Origin of the sequence: Brevundimonas sp. UBA7534 (assembly GCF_002479325.1) — a bacterium.
Lineage (GTDB): Bacteria > Pseudomonadota > Alphaproteobacteria > Caulobacterales > Caulobacteraceae > Brevundimonas.
This window is the reverse complement of sequence record NZ_DLMO01000162.1, coordinates 15,486-36,988: the sequence shown is the minus strand read 5'-3', so window position 1 is coordinate 36,988 and position 21,503 is coordinate 15,486. Positions and strand designations below refer to the sequence as shown.

The following is a 21,503-nucleotide window of genomic DNA, read 5'->3' as shown; positions in this document are numbered from 1 at the left end:
GAGGCCCAGGTCGCCTGGCGGCTGCTCGACTATGTAGCGGTCGACTACGCCGGCGCGGTGGCCGACGGTCAGGTGACCAATCCGGCCGAATACGGGGAGATGATCGAGTTCGGCGGCCAGATCCGGACCCGCCTGGACGCCCTGCCGCCGAATCCGGCCAAGGCCGGTCTGGTCCGCGACGCCGAGGCCCTGCAGGCGGCCATCAGGGACAAGGCGGATCCGCGCGTCGTTGGCGACCGGGCCAAGGCGCTCGCCGGCGCGGTGCTGACGGCCTATCCGAGCCCGCTGGCGCCTTCGTTCCCGCCTGATCTGGCCCGCGGCGCGACGCTCTATGCCGAGCAATGCTCGGTCTGCCATGGCGTGACCGGACGCGCCGACGGCCCGGGCGCCGAGGGGCTTGATCCGCCCGCGATCGCCTTCGCGGATGTGGAGCGCGCCCGTCAGCGCAGCGTGTTCGGCCTCTACCAGGTCATCGATCAGGGGCTGGAGGGCACGGCGATGGCCAGCTTCGCCCATCTGCCGGCCGAGGACCGCTGGGCCCTGGCCTTCTACGTGGGCCGGTTCGCCTTCACCGACGCCGAAGCCGCCGAAGGTCGACGCCTCTGGGAGAGCGACCCGGCGATCCGCGCCGTCTTCCCGGACCTGGCCGCCCTCACCCAGGCGACGCCGGCCGAGCTGGCGACAAGGATCGGCGAGACGAAGGCACGGGCGGTCACGGCCTACCTGCGCCGCCACCCGGAGGCGACGGTCCGCGCCGAGGGATCGACCCTGTCCCTGGCCCGGACGCGACTGGCCGAAAGCGAGGCCGCCTATCGCCGGGGCGATCGCAGGGCCGCGACCGACCTGGCCCTGTCGGCCTATCTCGACGGCGTCGAACCGATGGAGCCGGCGCTGGGCGCCCGCGACGGCGCCTTGCTGCGGCGGGTCGAGACGGCCATGACCGACCTGCGCGTCTCGATCAGCAGGGGCGCGCCGGCCCAGGAGGTCGCGGACCGGGTCGCCCGCGCGAACGCCCTGCTGGACACGGCCGAACGCGCACTCGCGCCCCAGGAGGCGGACAATCTCGCCAGCTTCCTCGGCGCCTTCACCATCCTGCTGCGCGAAGGTCTGGAAGCCATCTTCATCGTGGTGGCGATGATCGCCTTCCTCAGGAAGGCCGAACGTCCCGAGGTGCTGCGCTACGTCCACGGCGGCTGGGTGGCCGCGCTGGTCGCCGGCGGCGCCACCTGGGCGGCCGCGACCTTCTTCATCTCCATCAGCGGCGCCAGCCGGGAGCTGACCGAAGGGTTCGGCTCGCTTCTGGCGGCCGTCGTGCTCGTCTCGGTCGGCATCTGGATGCACGGCAAGTCGCACGCCGACGCCTGGCAGACCTATATCCGCGACAAGCTCTCTCACGCCCTGTCGAAACGGTCGGCCTGGTTCCTGTTCCTGCTGGCCTTCGTGGTGGTCTACCGCGAGGTGTTCGAGACCATCCTGTTCTATGCGGCGATCTGGAGCCAGGGCGGCCATCTCGGCATGCTGGCCGGCGCCCTTACGGCGGTGGCGATCCTGGCCGTGGTGGCCTGGGCCTTGCTGGCCTACAGCAAGCGCCTCCCGATCGGCCGGTTCTTCTCCCTGAGCTCGATCCTGATGGCCATCCTGTCGGTCGTCCTCGTCGGCAAGGGGGTGGCGGCGCTGCAGGAGGCGGGCTGGCTCGATGTCCATCCGCTGGCGTGGATCCCCCGCATCGAGATCCTCGGTCTTTATCCGACGGTCGAAGGCGTCGCCGTTCAGCTTCTGACGATCGCTATCCTCGTGGTCGGCTTCTCCCGGCATGCGGCGCCGAAAGGCGCGCGCCCAGCCTCTTGAGCGGGCGTCTGAGGCCCTCAACTGCGACCCGTTGGCAGGGTTTCGGAGCTGCTTGGGCGCCGATAGCCGCGCAGTCCGCGGATACCCAAGGTGCGGGGCCGCAGCCGATAGCGTGCGGAGACCACCCTTGGTGCGGAGATTAGGCGCCCTATTCTCCGCACTTCGCGCGGAGAATAACCTTGCTCTTGCGGCGAATAGCGCCCATATTCTCCGCAAGGAGTGCGGGGAATGGCGCAATACATCCATGAGATCGAAGGCTGGCCGCGTCTGGACTGGCGCGCTGACGCGCTTGCCGATCGCCTCGCAGCCGTCCGTCATCGCCAGGGCCTTCTGCTTGGCCGGATGCACACGCTCGGCTTCGACCTCCGCGCTGAAGCCGTCCTCGAGACCCTTACCGAAGATGTCCTGAAATCCAGCGAAATCGAAGGCGAGCTGCTCGACAAGGATCAGGTGCGATCCTCCATCGCCCGCCGCCTCGGCATGGATATCGGGGCCCTCGCCGACGCGGATCGCAACGTCGAAGGCGTCGTCGAAATGATGCTCGACGCGACCCAGAACTTTGCGTCTCCGCTCACCGAGGAACGGCTGTTCGCCTGGCACGCCGCCCTGTTTCCGACCGGGCGCAGCGGCATGACGAGGATCGTCGTCGGCGCCTGGCGCAACGAGAGCTCCGGCCCGATGCAGGTCGTCTCGGGCCCCTTCGGACGAGAGCGCGTGCACTATGAAGCGCCCCTTGCCGACCGTCTGCAGGACGAGATGCGGGCGTTCCTCGACTGGTTCAATGACGAGCCGCGGACGGATCCGGTCCTCAAGGCCGCGATCGCCCACCTGTGGTTCGTGACCATCCACCCGTTCGACGACGGGAACGGCCGGATCGCGCGGGCGATCGCCGACATGGCGCTCGCCCGCTCCGAGAAAAGCGCTCAACGCTTCTACAGCATGTCCGCCCAGATCAGGCTGGAGCGCAAGGACTACTACGCCACCCTGGAGGCGACCCAGAAAGGCGCTCTGGACGTGTCCCTCTGGCTGGACTGGTTCCTCGGCTGCCTCGATCGCGCGTTCGATGGCGCGGAAACCACCCTGACGCATGTCATGCGCAAGGCGCGCTTCTGGGAGGCGCTAGCAGGTCAGACGTTGAGCGAGCGCCAGAGCACGGTCATCAACCGGCTGCTCGACGGCTTCGAAGGCAAGCTCACCTCGACCAAATGGGCGGCGCTGACGAGGTCCTCGCCCGACACGGCCCTGCGCGACATCAACGATCTGGTGGGGCGGGGCATCCTCGTGAAGGATGAAGGCGGCGGGCGCAGCACAAGCTATTCGCTGGTCGATCGAGGATAGGCGGGACCGCACGACGCCGGCACGGCACTTCGCCAGGTCGGTCGCTCAAGACCCGAGCCTCAACAGGGAGGATCGCAGTTCGCCACATCTGGCGAGTTACCGCCAACAACCCGCCTAATTCGCCAGAAGTGGCGAATTACCACCTTTGCCAGGCGCGCGACGCCGCAAGGCGCCGCCGACGCGGCCTCACGCCTGACGCGCGATGGCGATGGCGGAGAGATCCGCTGCGGCCTCGACCGGACTGCCGGCCGCCTTGCGCTCGGAGTAGCGGTCCACGAGCTGGGTGGCGTGCGGTCGAGTGAGGACAGTGAAGCGCACCAGCTCCTCCATCACATCGACGATGCGCTCATAGTAGGCCGAAGGCTTCATCCGGCCGGCCTCGTCGAACTCCTGAAAGGCCTTGGCCACGCTCGACTGGTTGGGAATGGTGATCATCCGCATCCAGCGGCCCAGAAGGCGCAGGGTGTTGACGGCGTTGAAGCTCTGGGAACCGCCCGACACCTGCATCACCGCGAGCGTGCGGCCCTGGGTCGGGCGCATGCCGCCCAAACTCAATGGCAGGTGATCGATCTGCAGCTTCATCAGTCCGGAGACCTGGCCGTGCCGTTCCGGACTGCACCAGACCATGCCCTCCGACCACAGGGCGTGCTCGCGCAGCTCGCGCACCGCCGGATGGTCGTCGTCGCCGGGCGAGCCCGGCAGAGGCAGGTCGGAGGGGTCGAAGATGCGGGTCTCGCATCCCATGCGCTGCAGCAAGCGGGCCGCTTCCTCGACGCAGAGCCGCGAATAGGAGCGCTCGCGCAGCGACCCGTACAGGAGAAGGATGCGTGGCGGGTGGTCGTGCGGACCCAGGCCGGCGGCCGGGTTGCTCGACAGATAGGCCGCGTCCAGGGCCGGCAGATGATCGGGATCCGGCAGCGGCCGCAGGCGGGCGAAGATCATCCGAGATCCTTGGTCAGATAGGCGGCCGAGGCCGGGCAGATGTCTGCGAACTCGCGGGTTCGCCGGATCGCGGCGGGCGCGGCCGCCCGATCTGCGGCGGCGAAGCCGCGCCGGGCGAAGAAGGGCTCGGCCGTCGTGGTGAGCAGGTGGAGCCGTTCTCCGCCCAGCTCGCTCGCCGCGGCCTCGGCGGCGCTCAGGATCCGGCTCCCGAGCCCCCGCGAATTCAGGCCAGCGAGTACGACCAGGGAGCGCAGCAGCAGGTCCCGCCCCTCTCCTTCCAGGCCGACGTAGCCGGCCAGGGCGCTGTCGTCGTCGGCTCGGAAGTAGCGGCCGGCCCCGGGCTCCGGCAGGCCCTCGCCCTGCAGGGCCGCGATCAGGCCGGCGTCATCCGCGTCCAGGAGATGCAGCACGACCATCAGGCGGCGTCCGCCGGCGGGGCCGTGTCCGGAAACCAGCGTCGGCCCATCCACAGCGCGACCGAGACCAGAAGGATCAGCACCGGCACCTCGACCAGCGGACCGATGACCGCAGCGAAGGCGACCGGCGAGGTCAGCCCGAAGGCCGCGATGGCCACCGCGATGGCCAGCTCGAAATTGTTCGAGGCGGCGGTGAAGGCCAGGGCGGTCGTGCGCGGGTAGTCGGCATCGATCAGCTTGCCCATGAGGAAGCTGACCACGAACATGACGAGGAAGTAGATGGTCAGGGGAATGGCGATGCGCAGGGCGTCCAGCGGCAGGGCCACCACCTCGCCGCCCTTCAGGCTGAACATGACCACGATGGTGAACAGCAGGGCGATCAGGGTGATCGGTCCGATGCGCGGCAGGAAGCGCCGCTCGTACCAGTCGGCCCCGCGGCGGGCGATCAGGCTGCGCCGGGTCAGGAAGCCGGCCAGGAAGGGAAGACCGAGGTAGACGAGAACGGCGCCGGCGATGGTCCAGACGCTGACGTCCACCACGCTGCCCTGCAGGCCGAACAGGGGCGGCAGGACGGTGAGGAAGACCCAGGCGTAGAGGCTGAAGAACAGGATCTGGAAGATCGAGTTGAACGCGACGAGACCGGCGACATACTGGTCGTCGCCCCGCGCCAGTTGGTTCCAGACCAGCACCATGGCGATGCAGCGCGCCAGCCCGATCAGGATCACGCCGGTCATGTATTCCGGCTGGTCGCGCAGGAAGATGACCGCAAGGGCGAACATCAGCACAGGGCCCAGCACCCAGTTCTGGAACAGGGACAGGGCCAGCACCCGCTTGTCGGCGAAGACGCGCGGCAGTTCCTCGTACCGGACCCTGGCCAGCGGAGGATACATCATCAGGATCAGGCCGATGGCGATCGGAATGTTGGTGGTCCCGACCGAGAGGCCGTCGACCCAGGCGGGCAGGCCGGGAACCAGAGTCCCCAGTGCGACGCCCAAAGCCATGGCGGCGAAGATCCATCCCGTCAGCCAGCGGTCGAGAAAGGACAGGCGGCGCGGCGGGGCCGCGTCGGTGACCGGCGTATCGATCATCGCGCCACCCGAAGGCCAGCCGCCTCGATGACGACCTCGCCGTCCTCCTTGGTGAACCGCTTGAGATCATCGGCGGGCAGGAGGTCCAGAACGGCCTCGGACGGTCGGCACAGGCCGACGCCGAGAGGACTGACGACGATCGGGCGATTGAGCAGGATCGGATGGGCCTCGATCGCATCGAGCAACTGATCGTCTGTCAGGCCCGGGTCCCCGAGGCCCAGGTCGGCGAAGGGCGTGCCCTTGTCGCGCAACAGGTCGCGCAGCGGCTTGCCGGTTCGTTCGGCCAGCCAGGCGATCATGACGCGCGATGGCGGCGACCTCAGATACTCGATGACGTGCGGCTCGATGCCGACGTGGCGAATGAGCTCCAGAGCGTTGCGCGACGTCCCGCAGGCCGGGTTGTGATAGATGATGACGTCCACGGGATCCTCAGGCGCAGCAGGGGGTCAGTTCGGCCAGCAGAGGCTCGCATAGCTCCGCCCGGCCGCCGCAGCAGTCCTTGAGCAGGAACAGGACCAGGTCGCGCAGCCGGTCCAGATCGGCCCGGTAGATGATCGACCGGCTGCGACGCTCCGATTTGATAAGTCCCGCTCGGGACAGCACCCCCAGATGCGACGACAGGGTATTGGCCGGGATCGCCAGATGGTTGGAGATGTCACCGGCCGGCAGACCGGCCGGTTCGTGCCGCACGAGAAGTCGGAACGCCTCCAGCCGCGTCGACTGCGCCAGGGCGGCGAGAGCAAGAATCGAGGCTGCGGTTTCCATATTTCCGAACTAGTCGAACTATAGAAATGTGCAATCCCCGCTCTGCAGCCGGCCGTAAGCTTACGGTGGAGAGTTTGGCGGGTTGGCCTGCCGCAGCCTTTCGAGTTCGATTCCCATGACAACATGGAGATCTTCGATGGCCCAGGCCGACCCGCCGCTGAGGCGCACGATCAAGAAGCCGCAGCTCCGTCAGATGGTGCCATTGGCGGACAGCACCATCTGAGATGGAGCAGCGCGGCCAGTTTCCCCGGCGCTTCCTGCTGACCCCGCGCTGCGTGGTCTGGGACCTGGCCGAGGTGGAAGCCTGGCTGGCGCTTCGGCGGGCCAAGCCGATCCGCCGGGCGCCGCCGCCCGATGTCCGCAAGCGGATCACCCGCCCGGTCAGAGCCGCGGATCGAAACGAGGGCCGGCCGTTTCCGGGATAGTCAGATCCGGCGTGAATCCGCGCCCCGCCTCCCAGGCGTCCACGGCGTCTGACCACTGCTGGGCCATGTGGCGCCGCTGGGCCTCGAATTCGGCCTTGTTGTACACGCCGCGGGAAGATCGCTCTTCGTGGGCGAGGCATTTCTCGATCCAGTCCGAGTTGAAACTCATCTCGTGCAGGAGCGTGGAGGCCGTCCGGCGCAGGTCGTGAACCGTGAAGGGCTCCAGGGGCAGATCGCGCTCGCGCGCCAGCTCGGCGATGGCGCTGGTCACCCGGTTGAAAGTCGCCCGCGACATCGGCGCGTCGGCGTCATAGCGCGACGGCAGGATGTAGCGAGAGTTCCCGGCGCAGGTCTTCAGCGCGATCAGGATGTCGAGCATCTGGGTCGACAGGTAGACGTTATGCGGCCGCGACCGCTTCATCCGCTCTTTCGGGATCGACCAAACTGCGTTCTCGAAATCGACCTCGTCCCAGGTCCCGTCCTGCAATTCGCTCTTCCGCACCATGCTCAGCAGGATGAACTTCAGCCCGAGACGGATGGTCGGCAGGGTGGCCACCTCCCCCAGCAGGTTCAGCGCGATCCGGATCTCGCTCGGCGACAGCGACCGGTCCCGCGGCCGGAAGGTCGCGATGGACGCCGGCCCGACCCCGTCGGCGGGATTGTCGATCTTCTCGCCGTGCAGGATGGCGTAGGCGTAGATTTGTTTGACGATGTCGCGAACATGGATGGCCGTCGCCGGGGCGCCGCGATCCACAATGGTCATGCAGTGCGCTCTCAGGTCGTTCGGCGTGATCTCGTTCAGGAGCCGGTTTCGCCATTCGGGCAAAACCTCTCGGTTGAAGATCGACCGTCGCATCTGGCGCGTGCTGTCGGCCATCGGAGCGTGGTCCATCCACCGGATCGCCACCTGTTCAAACCGCTGGGCCTCTCTCAGCCTGCGTTTCACGCGTTGCTTGTCCAGCGCCGGTGAAACGCCCTCGGCGATCAGGCGCTTCGCTTCACGCAGCTTTTCCCGCGCCTCCCCCAGGGAGAGTCCCGCCGGACCGTAGGAACCGAAGGTCACCGTCTCGCGCCGCCCGTTGAAGCGATAGTCGTACCGGAAAGCGATGCCGCCTGTCGGTGTTACGAGCACGTACAAACCGTCCCTGTCGGTCTTTTTGTACGCTTTTGATTTCCCTCGCGTATTTCGCAATTCTGCGTCGGTTAGCATGCGAATTTTACTCCAAAAGACCGTCAGGCGTTTTCGGGGTCTTCGGCAGCGATTTCTTCAAGAAACTCATAGGCTTGTTTCAGAAAAAAGACCGTCAGGACGCCCTCAGCCCTATGAGGGTATGAATCGGGGGGTCGAGAGGCAACGGGAGAAAGACCGTCTGGCATACCGACACACGGGTTCGCTGCCCCTCGATAGATACCGAGAGGCAGCGAACATATTTTTCTTGTAAGTCAGTGTTTTAGTGGTAGATTCGGAAGTGGCGTCGAAAGGCACCGAAAGCTCTGAATCATTCCCTGACTCTCCGCCTGGGCCGACGGGTCCAACTGAGGAGCCCGCGGCGATGCTTACCGCAGATGTCCGGGTATGACGAAACAGGAGCGCCGCCCTCTCGGTTCAAAAAAGTCAAAGACACCGGCCGCGCCTCTTCATAGGCTGTTCGCCTGGATGACCGTGGAAGGCGATGGAGGGGGCGGATGGCTGAATATCAACTCATCCTAGACGACGGACGCAGCACCGACTTGATGGCCGAAACCGTTGAGGCGGTCGACCCCGCAGAAGCGCAACTCCTGGCGCAACTGCGCTTCGCAGCCAGTCCGGACCTGTTCAGCATCCTGGTGACGCGACGCGGAATGGAAGTGGCGCTCGTCAGGCGGCCCCAGTAACCGCCGCCAATCGGCGCGAGCCCGATCGGCCTGGAGGCGACGTCCGGAGCAGGCGGACAGGCCCGCGATGGTTTCTCGGCAGAAAAAAGGGGCCGTCATGCGGCCCCGAAGTTCATAGGGAGGAAAACGCCCCAGGAAGGGCGACACCGAACTTATGTTGCAGCGCAGCATCGTGCAAGCTTCGTTCATCGATGAATGAATAGCCGCCGGCAGGAACGCCTGAACCTGTCCAGGCCCGGCGGCCCGGACGCCGGGCGAAACACTCTCCTGGCTGCCATATTTCAAATATCACACGATATGCGACTCGAATATCGTGTGATATGTGAGTTGATGTTCCACGACGACGGCAAAGGTCACGACGCTATGAGGGTCAACCGGAAGGAAGCGCAAGGGCGGACCCGACGTCGCCTCTTGGCGGCCGCCCACGCCTCGATCGTCGAGGAGGGCGTAGCCGCCCTGTCGATCCGCAACATCTGCGGCGCGGCCGGTCATTCCCAGGGCGCCTTCTATTCCAACTTCGCCACCAAGGACGACCTGCTCGTCGAGATCATGGAGACGCACATCCATGACGAGGTGATGTTCCTCCGCGATCTGATCCGCCGCGCCGATGGAGACGACATCGAACGGACCCTGCTTGGTCTGGCGGGCCGATTGTCCGATCTGGCGGCCCAACCCGAATGGTCCCTGCTGTCCGTGGAGTTGCAATTACACGCCCGTCGGGATCCCGACTTCGCCGAACGACATCGCGAGAGCAAGGCGTCCTGTTATCGACTGTTCGGCGACCTCATAGAGGAACTGGCTCAAAGGTTCGACCTGCGCCCTCTCCTGCCGCCGTTCCAGGCCGGGATCGGTCTTTACGGCCTCTGGATGGGGCTGGCGGTCCAGGGGGATATCGAAGGAGCCGCCGCCCGGGACGCCATGTTGCTGGCCTTCTTTCGCGCCACCGCGGGCCTGCAGGCCAGCCCTCTCGAAAGCGTCCGGGGATGACCTCCGTCCTGCCGAGGCATCGTCGAATCGGCTGTCATCCGTCCGGCGCGCCCCTGAAGGGCGAGGTGGACGAACAGCGGCGGTTCCACCTTTGCTTCCAGGCGCAGGACGAGGACATCGACGAACTCGGCCATGTGAACAATGCGGTCTGGATCGTCTGGATCCAGGACGCCTCGGTGGCGCACTGGTTCGCCATGGCCTCCCCGGGCGATGTGGACCGCTACGTCTCGGTGGTTCTGCGTCATCAGGTCGATTACCGCGGCAGTATCGCGGCCGAAGAGGCGGTGACCGCCGTCACCTGGGTCGAGGACTCGCTCCGCGGCGCGCGCTACCGGCGCCGGATCGACTTCATTGACGTCAAGGGCCGGGTCGTCGTCGCGGGCCTGGCCGAATGGGCCGTGATCGATCGATGCACCCACAAGCTTGTTCGCGTCGTGCCTGACATGGCGGCGCCGTTTCCTTCTCCAGGACAACTGAAACAGGAATCCGACGATGGGCGAAATCAAGAAGGTGGTCGTGATCGGGACGGGCGTCCTGGGAAGCCAGATCGCTTTTCAGACCGCCTACAGCGGCTTCGACGTCATTGCCTGCGACGTCAGCGACGACGTCCTCGCCAAGGCGCGCCTGCGACTGGCGGCCTTGGTCGAGACGTACCGGAAGGAGGTTCCGGGCGCGGTCGGCGGAAAGGAGGCGGAGGCCATAAGGCGTCTGACGCTGTCGACGGATCTGGCGGCCGCCGTCGCCGATGCGGATCTCGTGATCGAGGCCGTGCCCGAGGTTCTGGCTTTCAAACAGGCGGTCTATGAACAGTTGGCCACGCTCGCGCCGGCCAGGACGATCTTCGCCACCAACTCCTCCACCCTTCTGCCGAGCGCATTAAAGGCGTTCACCGGCCGACCCGACCGGTTTCTCGCGCTGCATTTCGCCAACAACATCTGGAAGTTCAACACCGCGGAGGTCATGGGAACGGACGACACCGATCCGTCGGTGTTCGAGACCGTCCTGAAGTTCGCTGCGGACATCGGCATGGAGCCGATCCCGATCCGCAAGGAAAAGGCCGGTTACATCCTCAACTCCCTCCTGGCACCATTCCTGAACGCCGCCGCCGATCTGGCGGCGGGCGGCTATGCCGATCCCCACGATGTCGACAAGGTCTGGCGGATCGCGACGGGCGCGCCGATGGGCCCCTTCCAGATGTACGACGTCATCGGCCTGAACACGCCCTACAACATCCTGTCGCAGGGCGACGCCCGCGCCCGCGCGCTCGCCGCCTGGCTGAAGGAAAACTACATCGACAAGGGCAGGCTGGGCGTCGCCTCCGGCGAAGGCTTCTACAGCTACAAATCCACCGACTGAGCCCTGACCAAATCCTCCCCCACGCCCAACCGAAGGAGTTCGCCGTGCACTACAGCAGTGGAAACTATGAGGCCTTTGTTCGTCCCCGCAAACCCGAGGGCGCCGACAGGAAGACGGCGTGGTTTGTGGGATCGGGGCTGGCCGGTCTCGCGGGGGCCGCGTTCCTGATCCGGGACGGCGGCGTGCCCGGTGATCGCATCACCATCCTTGAGGAACTGGAGATTCCCGGCGGGGCGCTCGACGGGCTGGACGTGCCGGAAAAGGGCTTCGTTATCCGCGGCGGTCGCGAGATGGAGGAGCATTTCGAGTGCCTGTGGGATCTCTATCGCTCGATCCCCTCGCTAGAAATCGAGGACGCCAGCGTTCTTGACGAATTCTACCGGCTCAACAGGGACGATCCGAACTTCTCCTTGCAGCGTACAACCCAGAACCAGGGCCAGGACGTCCCGGACAAGCATCTGCTGACGCTGAATGACCGGGCGCAGAAGGATCTAATCTCCATCTTTCTGGCGACCCGCGAGGAGATGGAGAACAAGCGGATCAACGAGGTCTTCAGCGAGGACTTCCTCAAGAGCAATTTCTGGCTCTACTGGCGCACCATGTTCGCCTTCGAGGAATGGCACTCGGCGCTGGAGATGAAGCTCTATCTCCACCGCTTCATCCACCACATCGCCAACCTGGCGGACTTCTCCTCGCTCAAGTTCAACCGCTACAACCAGTATGAATCCATGGTCCTGCCGCTGGTCAAATGGCTGACCGAACGTGGCGTCCGGTTCCGCTACGGCGTGGAGGTCACGGATGTGGACTTCGACATCCAGAACGGACGCAAACAGGCCACCCGCATTCACTGGATCGAGAAGGGCGAGGAGGGCGGGGTCGATCTCGGCGACGACGATCTCGTCTTCATCACCATCGGATCGCTGACGGAAAACTCGGACAACGGCGACCATCACACGCCGGCGAAGCTGAAGGAAGGCCCTGCTCCCGCCTGGGACCTGTGGCGACGCATCGCGGCCAAGGATCCGTCCTTCGGACGTCCGGACGTGTTCGGCGCCCATATTCCCGAGACCAAATGGGCCTCGGCCTCGATCACCGCCTTCGATCCGCGGATCGCCCACTATGTCGAGAAGATCACCAAGCGGAACCCGTTCACTGGCAAGATCGTCTCCGCCGGCATCGTCACGGTCAAGGATTCCAGTTGGCTGCTCAGTTGGACGGTGCATCGCCAGCCGCATTTCAAGAAACAGCCCAAGGACCAGATGATCGCCTGGTTCTACGCCCTCTTCGTCGACACCCCCGGCGACTATGTGAAGAAGCCCATGCAGGACTGCACCGGCGAGGAGATCACCCAGGAATGGCTCTATCACCTCGGCGTCCCGGTGGAGGAGATTGCGGAACTCGCCGCCAAGGGCGCCAGCACCGTCCCGACCATGATGCCCTACATCACCGCCTTCTTCATGCCGCGCCAAGCCGGCGACCGGCCGGACGTGGTGCCTGAAGGCGCCGTCAACTTCGCCTTCATCGGGCAGTTCGCGGAATCGAAACAACGCGACTGCATCTTCACCACCGAATATTCGGTGCGTACGCCGATGGAGGCCGTCTATACGCTGATGAATGTGGAACGCGGCGTGCCGGAAGTGTTCAACTCCACCTATGACATCCGCACCCTGCTGGCCGCCGTCACGCCTCTGCGGGATGGCGAAGGCATAGAAGTCCCCGGCCCCGCCTTCCTGCGCAAACTGCTGATGAAGAAGCTTGAAGGCACCGAGATTGCGAAACTGATCGAGGAGTTTCACCTGATATCGGAGTGAGCGAAGCGCGACGTCGTCCCGAAGGAAGGTGAAGGATGGCTGACGACGATCACCGAAGCGGACCCGCCGCAGGCCGACGGCAACGGCTTTCTCAAGGGCTGGACGGCGCAGCGCCGTCCAGTTCCCTCCAAGAGAAGGGAATGGACGTGTCGATGCACATCATCCGGTCCGAACTGGCGCCCTTGGGGCGGTTGCGCGTGGCGATCAATCTCGGCAATCCGGTCCTGGCGCAGAGGGCGGCGGACGGAACTCTCGCTGGCGTGTCGGTCGATCTCGCCTGGGAGATCGCTGTGCGCCTCGGCGTGGAGATGGAGCTGTCGAACTTCGCCACGGCGGGAGCGGCGGTGGCGGCGCTTCAGGATCAGGCCTGCGATCTCGCCTTCCTCGCGATCGATCCGGATCGTCGCACCGTCTTGGATTATACCGCGCCCTACGTCCGGATCGAAGCCTCCTATCTGGTCCCCTCCGAGTCCCGCTTCCGCTCCGTCCGCGACGTGGACGTTGCGGACGTGACGATCGCGTCGGGCCTGAACACCGCCTACGACCTCTTTCTCAACCGTTCGCTGAAACAGGCCCGACGGATTCATACGCCCTCCTCCCAGGCAGCCGTCGCCCTCTTCCTGGAGGGCGGCGCCGATGTCTGCGCCGGTGTGCGCCAGACGCTTGAGGCGGCGGCGCGCGACCGGGCCGGCGTCCGCCTGCTCCCGGACAGTTTCCAGGCCATCGACCAGGCCGTCGCCCTCCCCCGCGAGCGGCCTCACGGGCGCGGTTTCCTGGAGGCGCTTCTCAAAGATCTGGTCGCCTCCGGCTTCGTCGCCCGAAGGCCGGTCGCCAGCGGACAGGACGCCGCCCTCGCGATCGGTCCGGGACGCCCGGCGCCGGCCTAGGCTGCGGCGGGCGATCATTCCCAGCCGCAGTTCACGCTCCGGTCGAGGGCGCTCCGGACGGCCGGGTGAAGCGCCACCACGCCACGCCGCCGTAAAGGAGGATGAGGCCCAGGAGGTTGAGAACCTCGCGCCCCTGTTCGACGAGGCTGGCCCCCATCTGGTTCACCCCGACCATGAGATGGATTCCGGGCGTCGTGGGCAGCAGTCGGGCGAGGAAGGCGAGCCAGGTCGGCGTCGCCTCCGCGGGCCAGGACAGTCCAGCGAGAAAGAAGATGACCAGGGAGGTGCCCATGAGCAGTTGCAGGGGCCGCTCGCGGGTGCGGAAGACGCTCGCCAGGGCAAGCGCCGCTGCAACCGTCGCCGCCACGAAGAGGCTGCCGGCCACGATCAGCGTTCCGGGCGCGGCGGCGGCCCGTGGATAGTCTTGGAACCAGAAGACGAAGCCGGCGTAGTAGGCGACATCGATCCAGCCGATGACGAAGAAGGCGAGCGCGACGCCGAGGAGACGACGGGACGCAAACCGAAGCCGCTCCCCCTCGCCACGCAGGGTGGCCGCCAGCATTGCCAGTCCCATCAGCAGCGTCTGATGAATGATGAGGAAGCCGACGCCCGGAAAGACGGTGCTGCCGTATCCTTCGCGGGTGTTGAACAGCGGGTGCGCGATCACCGACAGGGCCGGCGGCGCCGGCGCGCCCTGCGCCATCGCCTGATCGACGGCGGCCTCGCCCGCCTCGGCCGTGATCGCCGCGCCTATGCCGGCCAGCGCCGTGCTGCTGCGCAGCAGATAGGCGCCGTTGCCATAGAGGGCCACCGTCCCTTGCCCGCCGGTGAGGATGCGACGTTCGAACCCCGCAGGCACGACGACGATCGCCCCCGCCCCTCTCGTCCGCAACCAGTCGTCCGCCGCCTCGGGCGACGGCAGGCGGGCGACGAGATCCGCCTGCTGCAGACCCGAGAGCTTGTGCACCAGCGAACGGCTGGCCCCGGTGTTGTCCAGATCCACCACGGCGACCGGGATCCGGACGGCGACCTCGCCGGAATAGGCGGAAGGGTAGAAGAAGGAATAGAGGATCGTCGACACCACGATCAGCATGAAGGCCGACCGGTCGGCGAGGACCGCGCGAAACGTCGCGATGAAGGCCCGGCCGATCAACGTCGCCCCCAGACATCGGGTTTGCGGGAGGCGGCCAGATATTGCGGCAGGCCCAGCCCGAACCCCACGACCGCGAAGGTCATCAGGATCAGCAGCAGGTTGACCGACATCGCCGCGGGCGCGCCCATCATCCATTGTTCGGCGACGAGACGGGCGAAGGTGGTGTAGGGCAGAAGCGCGCTCCAGACGCGCGCGAAGGCCGAAGCGGATTCGATTGGAAAGACGGCCCCGGCGAAGGCGAAGGAGGCGCCCGCATAGAGGGCGGTCATGGACAGCGCCTGCCCCATGGACAGCGTCAGGCCGACGATCAGCGTGGCCATACCCGCATAAGCGAGATAGAGGCCGACATAGCCCGCCAGGAGCAGGCCGACGCTGCCTTCAACCGGCCAGCCGCGAAACGCCGCGAGATAGATGGTCGCCAGGGCGCCCCAGACGAGAAAGATCGCCACATAGGGCGCGATCTTGCCCACGACCGCCGCAGCGGCCTCGCGCGGCGGCCCGGCCAGCCAGCCGCCGATCGTCCCGTCTCGCAGTTCGCGTCCCAGGGCGCTGACGACCGCCACCATGAACAGCAGATGCAGCAAGGCCGGGTGGATCAGGGCGACCAGTTGCAGCTCGTAGCTGGCCTGGGGATTGTAGAGGATGCGGCTCTGGACCTGGATCGGCGCCGGCCGCACCCGGCCCGGGCCGAGGATCGCCGCGCTCTGTTGCGCGGCCAGGGTCCGGGCCTGGCTCTGGATCACGGCGCCGACCTCGCGCAGCACTGACCCCGAGGGCGTGGAGTAGCTGGCGTTGTAGAAGACCAGCACCCTGCCCGCCTCGCCGCGCAGCACCGCGCGTTCGAGCCCTTGCGGCAGCATGACGATCGCATAGGCGCGGTTGGACCGCACCACGCTCTCGGCCTCGGCCATATCCTTGGGGCGGGCCGCCACGTGCAGGCCGGGCGAGGCGTCCAGACGACGAACCAGATCGCGAGCGACGCTTCCGCCGTCGGCGTCGACGACGGCGACCGGCAGATCGCGCATAACCCCCGCCGACATCTGCACGGCGACGAGGGCGAGAAGCGCCAGCGGTAGCCAGACGACGAGGAACAGATCCCAGAAGCTCCCGCGCAGAAAGGCGATCTCGCGTCGGGCGCCGGCGAGAAACGCCGCGATCATTGCGGCCAGTCGAACAGGACGGTCATGCCCGGCCGCAGCCCGTCGACGCGCGAGACCGGTGCGACGCGCACCTCGAAACTCTTGACGTCGAAGCCGCTCGACTGCCGGGTCGCACGCCAGGTAGCGAAATCTCCGGCGGGAGCGATGAAGGTCACCCGGAACCGGGCCGTGCGGTTCTCCAGAGCGGGAATACGACCCGTCAGAGTCTGTCCGCGTCGAATCCCGCTGAACTGATCCTCGCGCAGGGTGAGCGTCACCCAGGGATGCTCTATGTCCGTGAGCATGAAGACCGGGAACCCTTGGGGGACCAGTTCGCCGGGCTGGGCGAGCCGCCGGCCCACCTCGCCGGACGACGGCGCCAGCACCCGGGTTTCGCGCTCCGCCGCCTCGACCTCCGCCACGGCGCCGCGCGCCTGCCGCACCTGTCCCCCGGCCGCCTGGCGATCCTGTCGGCGCGCCCCGGCCAGCGCCAGGTCATACTGGGCGCGAGCGGCGCGGGCGGCCTCCGTCGAGGCCACCGCATTGGCCCGGCTCTCGTCGCGCTTCTGCCCCGCGATCACGCCCTGATCGTACATCTCCTGGGTGCGGGCATACGTCGTCTGGGCCAGATCCGCCGCCGCCTGCGCGCGCCGCCATTGCGCTTCCGCGGCCCGGATATCCTCCGGACGCGCACCTTCGTCGGCCTTGTCGGCCGTGGCCTCGGCGGCGACGAGGGCGCCGCCCGCCTGTTCTGAACGTGCCGCGACCTCGGGACTGTCGAGGGTGTAGAGCAGTTGGCCGGCCCGGACCGGCTGCCCCTCCTCCACATGGAAGTCGGCGATCCGCCCCGTCACCTTGCTGGTGATCCGAAGCTCCCGCGCATCCACCATCCCCTGAAGCTGATCGGGAACGGGTCGGTAGCTGAGCCAGAGGCCGACGCCGAGCCCCGCCACGATCAGCGCCCCGATGCCGAGGGGCAGCAGTTTTCGGCGCCGTCGAGACGGTCCGGCGTCGCCCCGTTCCCCGCCCGGCTCCGTGTTCGGCGTCGGCGTGTCCTGGGTGTCGGTCATGGCGCGATCCTTTCGCCCTGGTCGATATAGTCGGGCATGTCCTCGATCCGGCCGCTGACATGAAGAAGGCGGGCGAGCGCGACCACGAAGTCATGGGCGGCCTGGGCGCGCTGGATCCGCGCGCGTCCGACGCCGAGTTGGGCGTCGATGACGTCGAGCGAGGTGGTTTGCTGCACCTGGTAGCCGACCATCTGGACGCGCAGGTTCTCCTCGGCGGCGACGATGGCGCTGTCGGTTCTCTGGAACCGCCGCCGGGCCGCTTCCGCGTCGTTCCAGGATCGGGTCACGCCGATCTCGATCTGGCTTTGCGCCTCGCGCAGCCCCGCCTGGGCCTGGGCGACCTTCTCGCGCGCGGCGCGGACATTCTGCGAGCGATCGACGCCGGAGAAGAGGGTGTAACGGAGACCGACCCCCACGGACCAGTCCGGATCGGTCAACAAGGTGTCCTGACGATCAAAGTTGTACTGGGCGAAGCCATAGACCGTCGGCAGAAGCTCGGCGCGCTGGGCGGTGACCCCGGCTTCCGCCTGGTCTTCCAGGGCCTGGAGCCGCTCCAGCTGCGGGTGGGCGCGATAGGCGGCTTGCAGATAGGTCTCCAGCGGCTCGAGCGGCCGGAGAAGCACGAAGAGAGACGTAGCCGGATCGATCCCCGACGGCGCCCTCAAGGTCCCAGAGAGCGCCGTGTCCGCGCTGGCCAGATTGGCTTCGGCCGTCTCCAGCTCGCGCGCCGCGTCGTCACGCGCCACCTCCACCTGCAGGCGCTGGGCGCGACTGATGAACCCGCCGCGCTCCAGAATCGTCGCATCGGCCAGGTGGCGTTCGAGGCCCGCCAGGACGTCGCGGCGGACGTCCCGAACCCGGGTGAGCAACTGTTGCCCGAAATAGAGTTCGGTCATCTGCAACAGGGCGTTATCGACGACGATCTGGCGCTCAGCCCGGGACTGGCCGAGTTGAGCCTCAGCGGCCGCCTGGGCGGCCGGAATCCGGCCGCCGGAATAAAGCGGGACGGTGGCGGTGATGATCGGCCGCGTGCTGTCGCGTTCCATCTGGAACTGCAACGGATCGCTGATGGCGTAGTCCTGAGCGACATCCGCCAAGGGCCCCAGCGGCAGATAGAGGGTCTTTTGATACCGCATCATCTGGCCCTCGAACTCCACCGTGGGCAGCCGCAGCGTCCTTACAGCGTTTTCCTGGGCTTCCCGGCTGCGGACATCGGCGTCCGACGCCTCAATGGCGTCCGAGCGTTGCAGGAGCCTGGCCTGCGCGTCGGGATAGGTCAGGGGCAAAGGACCAACGGTCTGGAGGCCGGAGGTTTCGGCGTCAGAGATCTGGGCCTTGGATGCGGGAGCGTAGGCGGCCGCACAGGTCGACGAGATCAGCAGGATCAGCAGGATGGAAGGTCGCAAGGTCATGAGCGAGGTTCTCCTTGGCCGACCGTAGCGTTGACATCGATCCATCTCAATACATACCTGTATCGAATGATCCAGAAGACTGCTCTCTTGAGCCCAAGGCCTGTCCGGAGCCGTCCCACGCGTGCCCAGACGCGCGAGCGTATCCTCAACGGCGCCCTGGAAGCCTTCGCCGAACGCGGTTTCCAGGGGGCGACACAGGAGGACATCTGCGAACGGGTCAGATTGAGCCGGGGGGCGTACAACTCCAATTTCCGGTCCAAGGAGGAGCTGTTTTTCGCCATCTACGATCGGACGATCGAACGGCTTGAACGGCATCTCGAAACCTCGATCGCATCGGCCCTGTCCGGACCGGGACCGGCGGTGGAGAACTTCGTCAGGGCGTTCATCGCCGGCTACGCCTTCGACCGCAGTTGGTATCTGCTGCAGGCGGAGTTCGGCCTGCACGCCCTGCGCAACCCCGCAGTGGCGAGCCACTACGCCGCACGGCAGGCTCGCATCCTCTCGGTTATCGAAGAGGCCGTCTGCCGCGTCTGGAGCGGAATCGAGCCCGGCCGCCCCCACGCGTCTTCTCGCGTCGCTCGTCTCATTCTGGCGGTCCACGAAGGCGCCATGTTCCAGCGCCTGCTGGAACCATCCGCAATCAAGGACGGGGAATTGCTCGCCCTCTTCGCCGAGTTTCTGGTCTCAAGGTCCGTCATCGACGCGTGATGAGCGTGGCGCCGCCCGCTCGCCTCCGCCTTCGGCAACGACCGCGATGCAGGCGGCGCAACGCGAGGACAAAACGCCGCCAGCCATGGGCGGACGGCCTATCAAGAGGATAAACGTCCGGTCGGATGATCAGATGAAAGCAAGGCCCCTCTTAAGAGGGGGCCCGGCTCGCCGTCACTTGTCCCCGTAGTAGCTGCCGAAATGGTTGGATGGCGACCACGCCGGGAGCGCTGCCGGCAAGGCCGGCGTCAGATCACCGTAGTCTTCCACGCCGAAAACGACCCTGCCGTCCATGACCGTCAGGACCGATGAAATGGCCTCGATTTCATCCTCCGAGACGGAGAAGTAGTCCCTGTCCAGGATGGCGAAGTCCGCCAGATTCCCGGGCGCGATGGCGCCCAGCTCGGCCTCGGCATTCATGAACCAGGCGCCGCCCCGGGTGAACAGCCTCAACGCCTCGGCCCGCGTGAGCCGGTTGTCATCGGCGAGCGCCTGTGAGCCGGACACGGACTTGCCGGTCACCATCCAACTGATGCCGACCCAAGGGTTGAAGGTGGCGGCCCGGAAGGCGTCCGTCGTCATCGCCAGGGGGATGCCGCTGTCGACCAGCATACGCAGACGCGGGGTCTGCAAGGCCGCTTCCCGCCCGTGCGTCTTGATGAAGCCATCGGCATGCAGCGCCATCTTGGCGTCCAGGGCGATACCGCCGCCCAGTCGCCTGACGCGCTCGATGTTTTCCGGGCTGATGGTTTCGGCGTGCTCCAGGCTCCAGCGCAAGCCGTCGATCGGCACAGTCTCATTCACCCGCTCCAAGGCGTCGAGGAAGGGCGTAATGTTCTCGTTGTAGGAGATGTGCATCCGGAAGGGGATGCGTCGCGCGATCAGCCGAGAGACGTCCTCCTCGACGAAGCGCTGCATCGTGTCAGGATCGATGATCACCGCCGGCCGATCGAAATTCTCGTGATCGTGCACCGCTCCGTTCAGCACCTCGCCCGCCCCGCGATACTCATGACCGTGCTGGAGCGTGGGATGCAGGTTCTGTCCCGGACTGATCGGAGCGGTCCTCGTGATGGCCTCGATCTCCAGATCGACCATATTGACCGGACCGCCGTCGCCGAGTTGGAGGTCCACGAACGGCATGCGCACATTCAGGCGATTGTCGCGGGCCAGCACATCGACCCGGGCTTGCGCTTCCGGGTACGGCCACCGGCCGCCGTTGTCGATGATCGAGGTCACCCCCAGACGGTTCAGGCCGCGAACGCTGTAGGTGATCGAGCTGACCTGCTCCTCGACACTGGGTTGGGGCACCATCGTTTCCAGCGCGAGAAACAGCCATGTGTAGCCATGGATGACGCCGGTGGGATTTCCCCGGCTGTCACGCTCGATCTCGATATCCGGGAGTTGCGCGAACTGTTCGGAGCCGACGTTGAGCGCCGCCATGGCCTGGTCGTTCAAAAGGGCCCGGTTGTAGGCGTACTGAACAATCGCGGGACGATCCGGAACCGCCGCGCGCAGCTCATCGATCGTCGGGAAGCGGTTCTCTTCGAACTGATAGGGCGACCATCCGCCGATGACCTTGACCCACTGGCCCTCCGGCGTGCGTCGCGCCTGCTCGCTGAGCATGTCGAGGGCCTGCCGCAACGTCGGCACGCCGTCCCAACGGACATTGTAGTTGTAGGCCAGGTCATTGAGGACGTGGGTGTGAGCGTCGACGATGCCGGGAATGAGCCTGCGGCTGCGCGCATCGATCACCGTCGTTTGCGCAGTCGACAGGCCGCGGATTTCGGCGTCGGAGCCGACCGAATAGATCCGCCCGCCTCGGACGGCGAGCGCCGACGCTTCCGGCTGAGACCGATTGCCGGTGAAGATCTTCGCATTGACCACGATCAGGTCCGCGCCCGCGCCGGCGACCGGCGCGGTCTGCGCGTGCGCAGTGGTGAACGAGACCGCCGCAACGACGGCGATGAGAAGTGTCCTGATCATTCTGTCCTCGTTTCACTCGCAAGGGGCGCCGGTCCGGCGCGAGCCGGAGCGCCGAAGTTCGGTGCGAGGCCTTGAGCAGCCCCAATGCACAGGTTCTCGCAGCCTCCTCCCTCCGGGATAGACCGCGACACCGGCACACTGTGTCGCCGTGCGAGGAACGCGTACGGTGGCGGCGAAACGATCTAGAGCCGCCTCGCCTTCCCCTCTGTGGACGTACCGGGCAAGCTGGCCTGCCGGCGCACGCCGTTCCAGCGCTTCGCCCCCCGGGATCCAACCGTCAGCTTGGCAGGACAGAGGCTG

Annotated in this window: 19 protein-coding genes and 3 pseudogenes; 11 read left to right on the top strand and 11 right to left on the bottom strand. The window is 66.4% G+C overall.

Annotated elements, in window-relative coordinates:
* On the top strand, positions 1-1,848 hold a 1,848-nt coding region (locus tag B2U11_RS13655; RefSeq protein WP_292072464.1), incomplete at its 5' end, for an FTR1 family protein.
* Between the two features lie 228 nt (positions 1,849-2,076).
* Positions 2,077-3,186, top strand: coding sequence for a Fic family protein (locus B2U11_RS13650; RefSeq protein WP_003169307.1), 1,110 nt, complete (start codon positions 2,077-2,079; stop codon positions 3,184-3,186).
* Positions 3,187-3,372: 186 nt separating this feature from the next.
* Here the strand turns inward: B2U11_RS13650 and arsH are convergent, their stop codons facing one another.
* Genes arsH through B2U11_RS13625 form a run of 5 tightly spaced genes read right to left on the bottom strand, consistent with a single transcriptional unit; the run spans position 3,373 to position 6,397 of the window.
* A complete protein-coding gene (gene arsH, locus B2U11_RS13645; RefSeq protein ID WP_003169308.1) occupies positions 3,373-4,128 on the bottom strand; it encodes an arsenical resistance protein ArsH in 756 nt (251 codons plus the stop codon).
* The gene (locus B2U11_RS13640; protein ID WP_003169309.1) at positions 4,125-4,544 is read right to left on the bottom strand and encodes a GNAT family N-acetyltransferase; all 420 of its coding nucleotides are present in this window, start codon (positions 4,542-4,544) and stop codon (positions 4,125-4,127) included. The genes arsH and B2U11_RS13640 overlap by 4 nt, the downstream gene beginning before the upstream one ends.
* Entirely contained in the window at positions 4,544-5,632 is a 1,089-nt protein-coding gene (gene arsB / locus B2U11_RS13635) for an ACR3 family arsenite efflux transporter (protein WP_054765657.1), read from the bottom strand. The genes B2U11_RS13640 and arsB overlap by 1 nt, the downstream gene beginning before the upstream one ends.
* Positions 5,629-6,054 carry an arsenate reductase (glutaredoxin) gene (gene arsC / locus B2U11_RS13630; protein WP_003169312.1) on the bottom strand — a complete coding sequence of 142 codons (426 nt, stop codon included), beginning with the start codon at positions 6,052-6,054 and terminating at the stop codon, positions 5,629-5,631. The genes arsB and arsC overlap by 4 nt, the downstream gene beginning before the upstream one ends.
* 7 nt (positions 6,055-6,061) lie before the next feature.
* Entirely contained in the window at positions 6,062-6,397 is a 336-nt protein-coding gene (locus tag B2U11_RS13625) for an ArsR/SmtB family transcription factor (RefSeq protein WP_003169314.1), read from the bottom strand.
* 136 nt (positions 6,398-6,533) lie between these two features.
* Between B2U11_RS13625 and B2U11_RS13620 the strand changes: the two are divergent.
* Positions 6,534-6,822, top strand: a pseudogene (locus B2U11_RS13620) (helix-turn-helix transcriptional regulator).
* Here the strand turns inward: B2U11_RS13620 and B2U11_RS13615 are convergent.
* Positions 6,779-8,032 carry a tyrosine-type recombinase/integrase gene (locus B2U11_RS13615; RefSeq protein WP_054765656.1) on the bottom strand — a complete coding sequence of 418 codons (1,254 nt, stop codon included), beginning with the start codon at positions 8,030-8,032 and terminating at the stop codon, positions 6,779-6,781. The pseudogene B2U11_RS13620 and the gene B2U11_RS13615 sit on opposite strands and share 44 nt — an antisense overlap.
* A gap of 476 nt (positions 8,033-8,508) precedes the next feature.
* Here B2U11_RS13615 and B2U11_RS13610 point away from each other — a divergent pair, with 476 nt between their 5' ends.
* The 6 genes and pseudogenes from B2U11_RS13610 (at position 8,509) to B2U11_RS13590 (ending at position 13,738) form a co-directional block, all read left to right on the top strand.
* Positions 8,509-8,697 carry a hypothetical protein gene (locus B2U11_RS13610; protein ID WP_003169318.1) on the top strand — a complete coding sequence of 63 codons (189 nt, stop codon included), beginning with the start codon at positions 8,509-8,511 and terminating at the stop codon, positions 8,695-8,697.
* Between the two features lie 363 nt (positions 8,698-9,060).
* Positions 9,061-9,684, top strand: coding sequence for a TetR/AcrR family transcriptional regulator (locus B2U11_RS13605; protein WP_035285090.1), 624 nt, complete (start codon positions 9,061-9,063; stop codon positions 9,682-9,684).
* Positions 9,681-10,127, top strand: a pseudogene (locus B2U11_RS15670) (acyl-CoA thioesterase); the annotation flags it as partial. The gene B2U11_RS13605 and the pseudogene B2U11_RS15670, both read left to right, overlap by 4 nt.
* A 49-nt stretch (positions 10,128-10,176) precedes the next feature.
* On the top strand, positions 10,177-11,040 hold the full coding sequence (locus B2U11_RS13600; protein WP_003169322.1) for a 3-hydroxyacyl-CoA dehydrogenase: 864 nt from the start codon (positions 10,177-10,179) through the stop codon (positions 11,038-11,040).
* A 44-nt stretch (positions 11,041-11,084) separates the two neighbouring features.
* Positions 11,085-12,851 carry an oleate hydratase gene (locus B2U11_RS13595; protein WP_054765655.1) on the top strand — a complete coding sequence of 589 codons (1,767 nt, stop codon included), beginning with the start codon at positions 11,085-11,087 and terminating at the stop codon, positions 12,849-12,851.
* A gap of 140 nt (positions 12,852-12,991) precedes the next feature.
* Positions 12,992-13,738: a transporter substrate-binding domain-containing protein gene (locus tag B2U11_RS13590; protein WP_292072454.1), complete on the top strand. Its 747-nt coding sequence runs from the start codon at positions 12,992-12,994 to the stop codon at positions 13,736-13,738.
* Between the two features lie 31 nt (positions 13,739-13,769).
* On the opposite strand, the gene B2U11_RS13585 is transcribed toward B2U11_RS13590, so the two are convergent.
* From B2U11_RS13585 to B2U11_RS13570, 4 genes are read right to left on the bottom strand one after another with little or no spacing between them, the layout of a single operon-like run.
* Entirely contained in the window at positions 13,770-14,891 is a 1,122-nt protein-coding gene (locus B2U11_RS13585; protein ID WP_054765653.1) for an ABC transporter permease, read from the bottom strand.
* Positions 14,888-16,051, bottom strand: coding sequence for an ABC transporter permease (locus tag B2U11_RS13580; protein ID WP_003166883.1), 1,164 nt, complete (start codon positions 16,049-16,051; stop codon positions 14,888-14,890). The genes B2U11_RS13585 and B2U11_RS13580 overlap by 4 nt, the downstream gene beginning before the upstream one ends.
* Positions 16,048-17,100 carry an HlyD family secretion protein gene (locus tag B2U11_RS13575; protein WP_017505076.1) on the bottom strand — a complete coding sequence of 351 codons (1,053 nt, stop codon included), beginning with the start codon at positions 17,098-17,100 and terminating at the stop codon, positions 16,048-16,050. Before B2U11_RS13575 ends, B2U11_RS13580 begins: the two co-directional genes overlap by 4 nt.
* Positions 17,097-18,512: a TolC family protein gene (locus tag B2U11_RS13570; RefSeq protein WP_054765651.1), complete on the bottom strand. Its 1,416-nt coding sequence runs from the start codon at positions 18,510-18,512 to the stop codon at positions 17,097-17,099. The genes B2U11_RS13575 and B2U11_RS13570 overlap by 4 nt, the downstream gene beginning before the upstream one ends.
* 66 nt (positions 18,513-18,578) lie before the next feature.
* Here B2U11_RS13570 and B2U11_RS13565 point away from each other — a divergent pair.
* Both B2U11_RS13565 and B2U11_RS13560 read left to right on the top strand, forming a co-directional pair.
* Positions 18,579-18,734: pseudogene (locus B2U11_RS13565) on the top strand (TetR/AcrR family transcriptional regulator); the annotation flags it as partial.
* Positions 18,735-18,872: 138 nt separating this feature from the next.
* On the top strand, positions 18,873-19,220 hold the full coding sequence (locus tag B2U11_RS13560; protein ID WP_292072546.1) for a TetR family transcriptional regulator C-terminal domain-containing protein: 348 nt from the start codon (positions 18,873-18,875) through the stop codon (positions 19,218-19,220).
* A 174-nt stretch (positions 19,221-19,394) separates the two neighbouring features.
* On the opposite strand, the gene B2U11_RS13555 is transcribed toward B2U11_RS13560, so the two are convergent.
* Positions 19,395-21,203 carry an amidohydrolase gene (locus B2U11_RS13555; RefSeq protein ID WP_054765650.1) on the bottom strand — a complete coding sequence of 603 codons (1,809 nt, stop codon included), beginning with the start codon at positions 21,201-21,203 and terminating at the stop codon, positions 19,395-19,397.
* Positions 21,204-21,503: the final 300 nt, after the last annotated feature.

Bases quoted from the DNA above. Each gene is read 5' to 3' on its own strand.
- B2U11_RS13600 (WP_003169322.1), top strand. From the start codon at position 10,177: ATGGGCGAAATCAAGAAGGTGGTCGTGATCGGGACGGGCGTCCTGGGA.
- B2U11_RS13615 (WP_054765656.1), bottom strand. From the start codon at position 8,032: ATGCTAACCGACGCAGAATTGCGAAATACGCGAGGGAAATCAAAAGCG.
- B2U11_RS13610 (WP_003169318.1), top strand. From the start codon at position 8,509: ATGGCTGAATATCAACTCATCCTAGACGACGGACGCAGCACCGACTTG.
- B2U11_RS13555 (WP_054765650.1), bottom strand. From the start codon at position 21,203: ATGATCAGGACACTTCTCATCGCCGTCGTTGCGGCGGTCTCGTTCACC.
- B2U11_RS13575 (WP_017505076.1), bottom strand. From the start codon at position 17,100: ATGACCGACACCCAGGACACGCCGACGCCGAACACGGAGCCGGGCGGG.
- B2U11_RS13650 (WP_003169307.1), top strand. From the start codon at position 2,077: ATGGCGCAATACATCCATGAGATCGAAGGCTGGCCGCGTCTGGACTGG.
- B2U11_RS13580 (WP_003166883.1), bottom strand. From the start codon at position 16,051: ATGATCGCGGCGTTTCTCGCCGGCGCCCGACGCGAGATCGCCTTTCTG.
- B2U11_RS13570 (WP_054765651.1), bottom strand. From the start codon at position 18,512: ATGACCTTGCGACCTTCCATCCTGCTGATCCTGCTGATCTCGTCGACC.
- arsB (WP_054765657.1), bottom strand. From the start codon at position 5,632: ATGATCGATACGCCGGTCACCGACGCGGCCCCGCCGCGCCGCCTGTCC.
- arsH (WP_003169308.1), bottom strand. From the start codon at position 4,128: ATGATCTTCGCCCGCCTGCGGCCGCTGCCGGATCCCGATCATCTGCCG.
- B2U11_RS13590 (WP_292072454.1), top strand. From the start codon at position 12,992: ATGGACGTGTCGATGCACATCATCCGGTCCGAACTGGCGCCCTTGGGG.
- B2U11_RS13605 (WP_035285090.1), top strand. From the start codon at position 9,061: ATGAGGGTCAACCGGAAGGAAGCGCAAGGGCGGACCCGACGTCGCCTC.
- B2U11_RS13625 (WP_003169314.1), bottom strand. From the start codon at position 6,397: ATGGAAACCGCAGCCTCGATTCTTGCTCTCGCCGCCCTGGCGCAGTCG.
- B2U11_RS13640 (WP_003169309.1), bottom strand. From the start codon at position 4,544: ATGGTCGTGCTGCATCTCCTGGACGCGGATGACGCCGGCCTGATCGCG.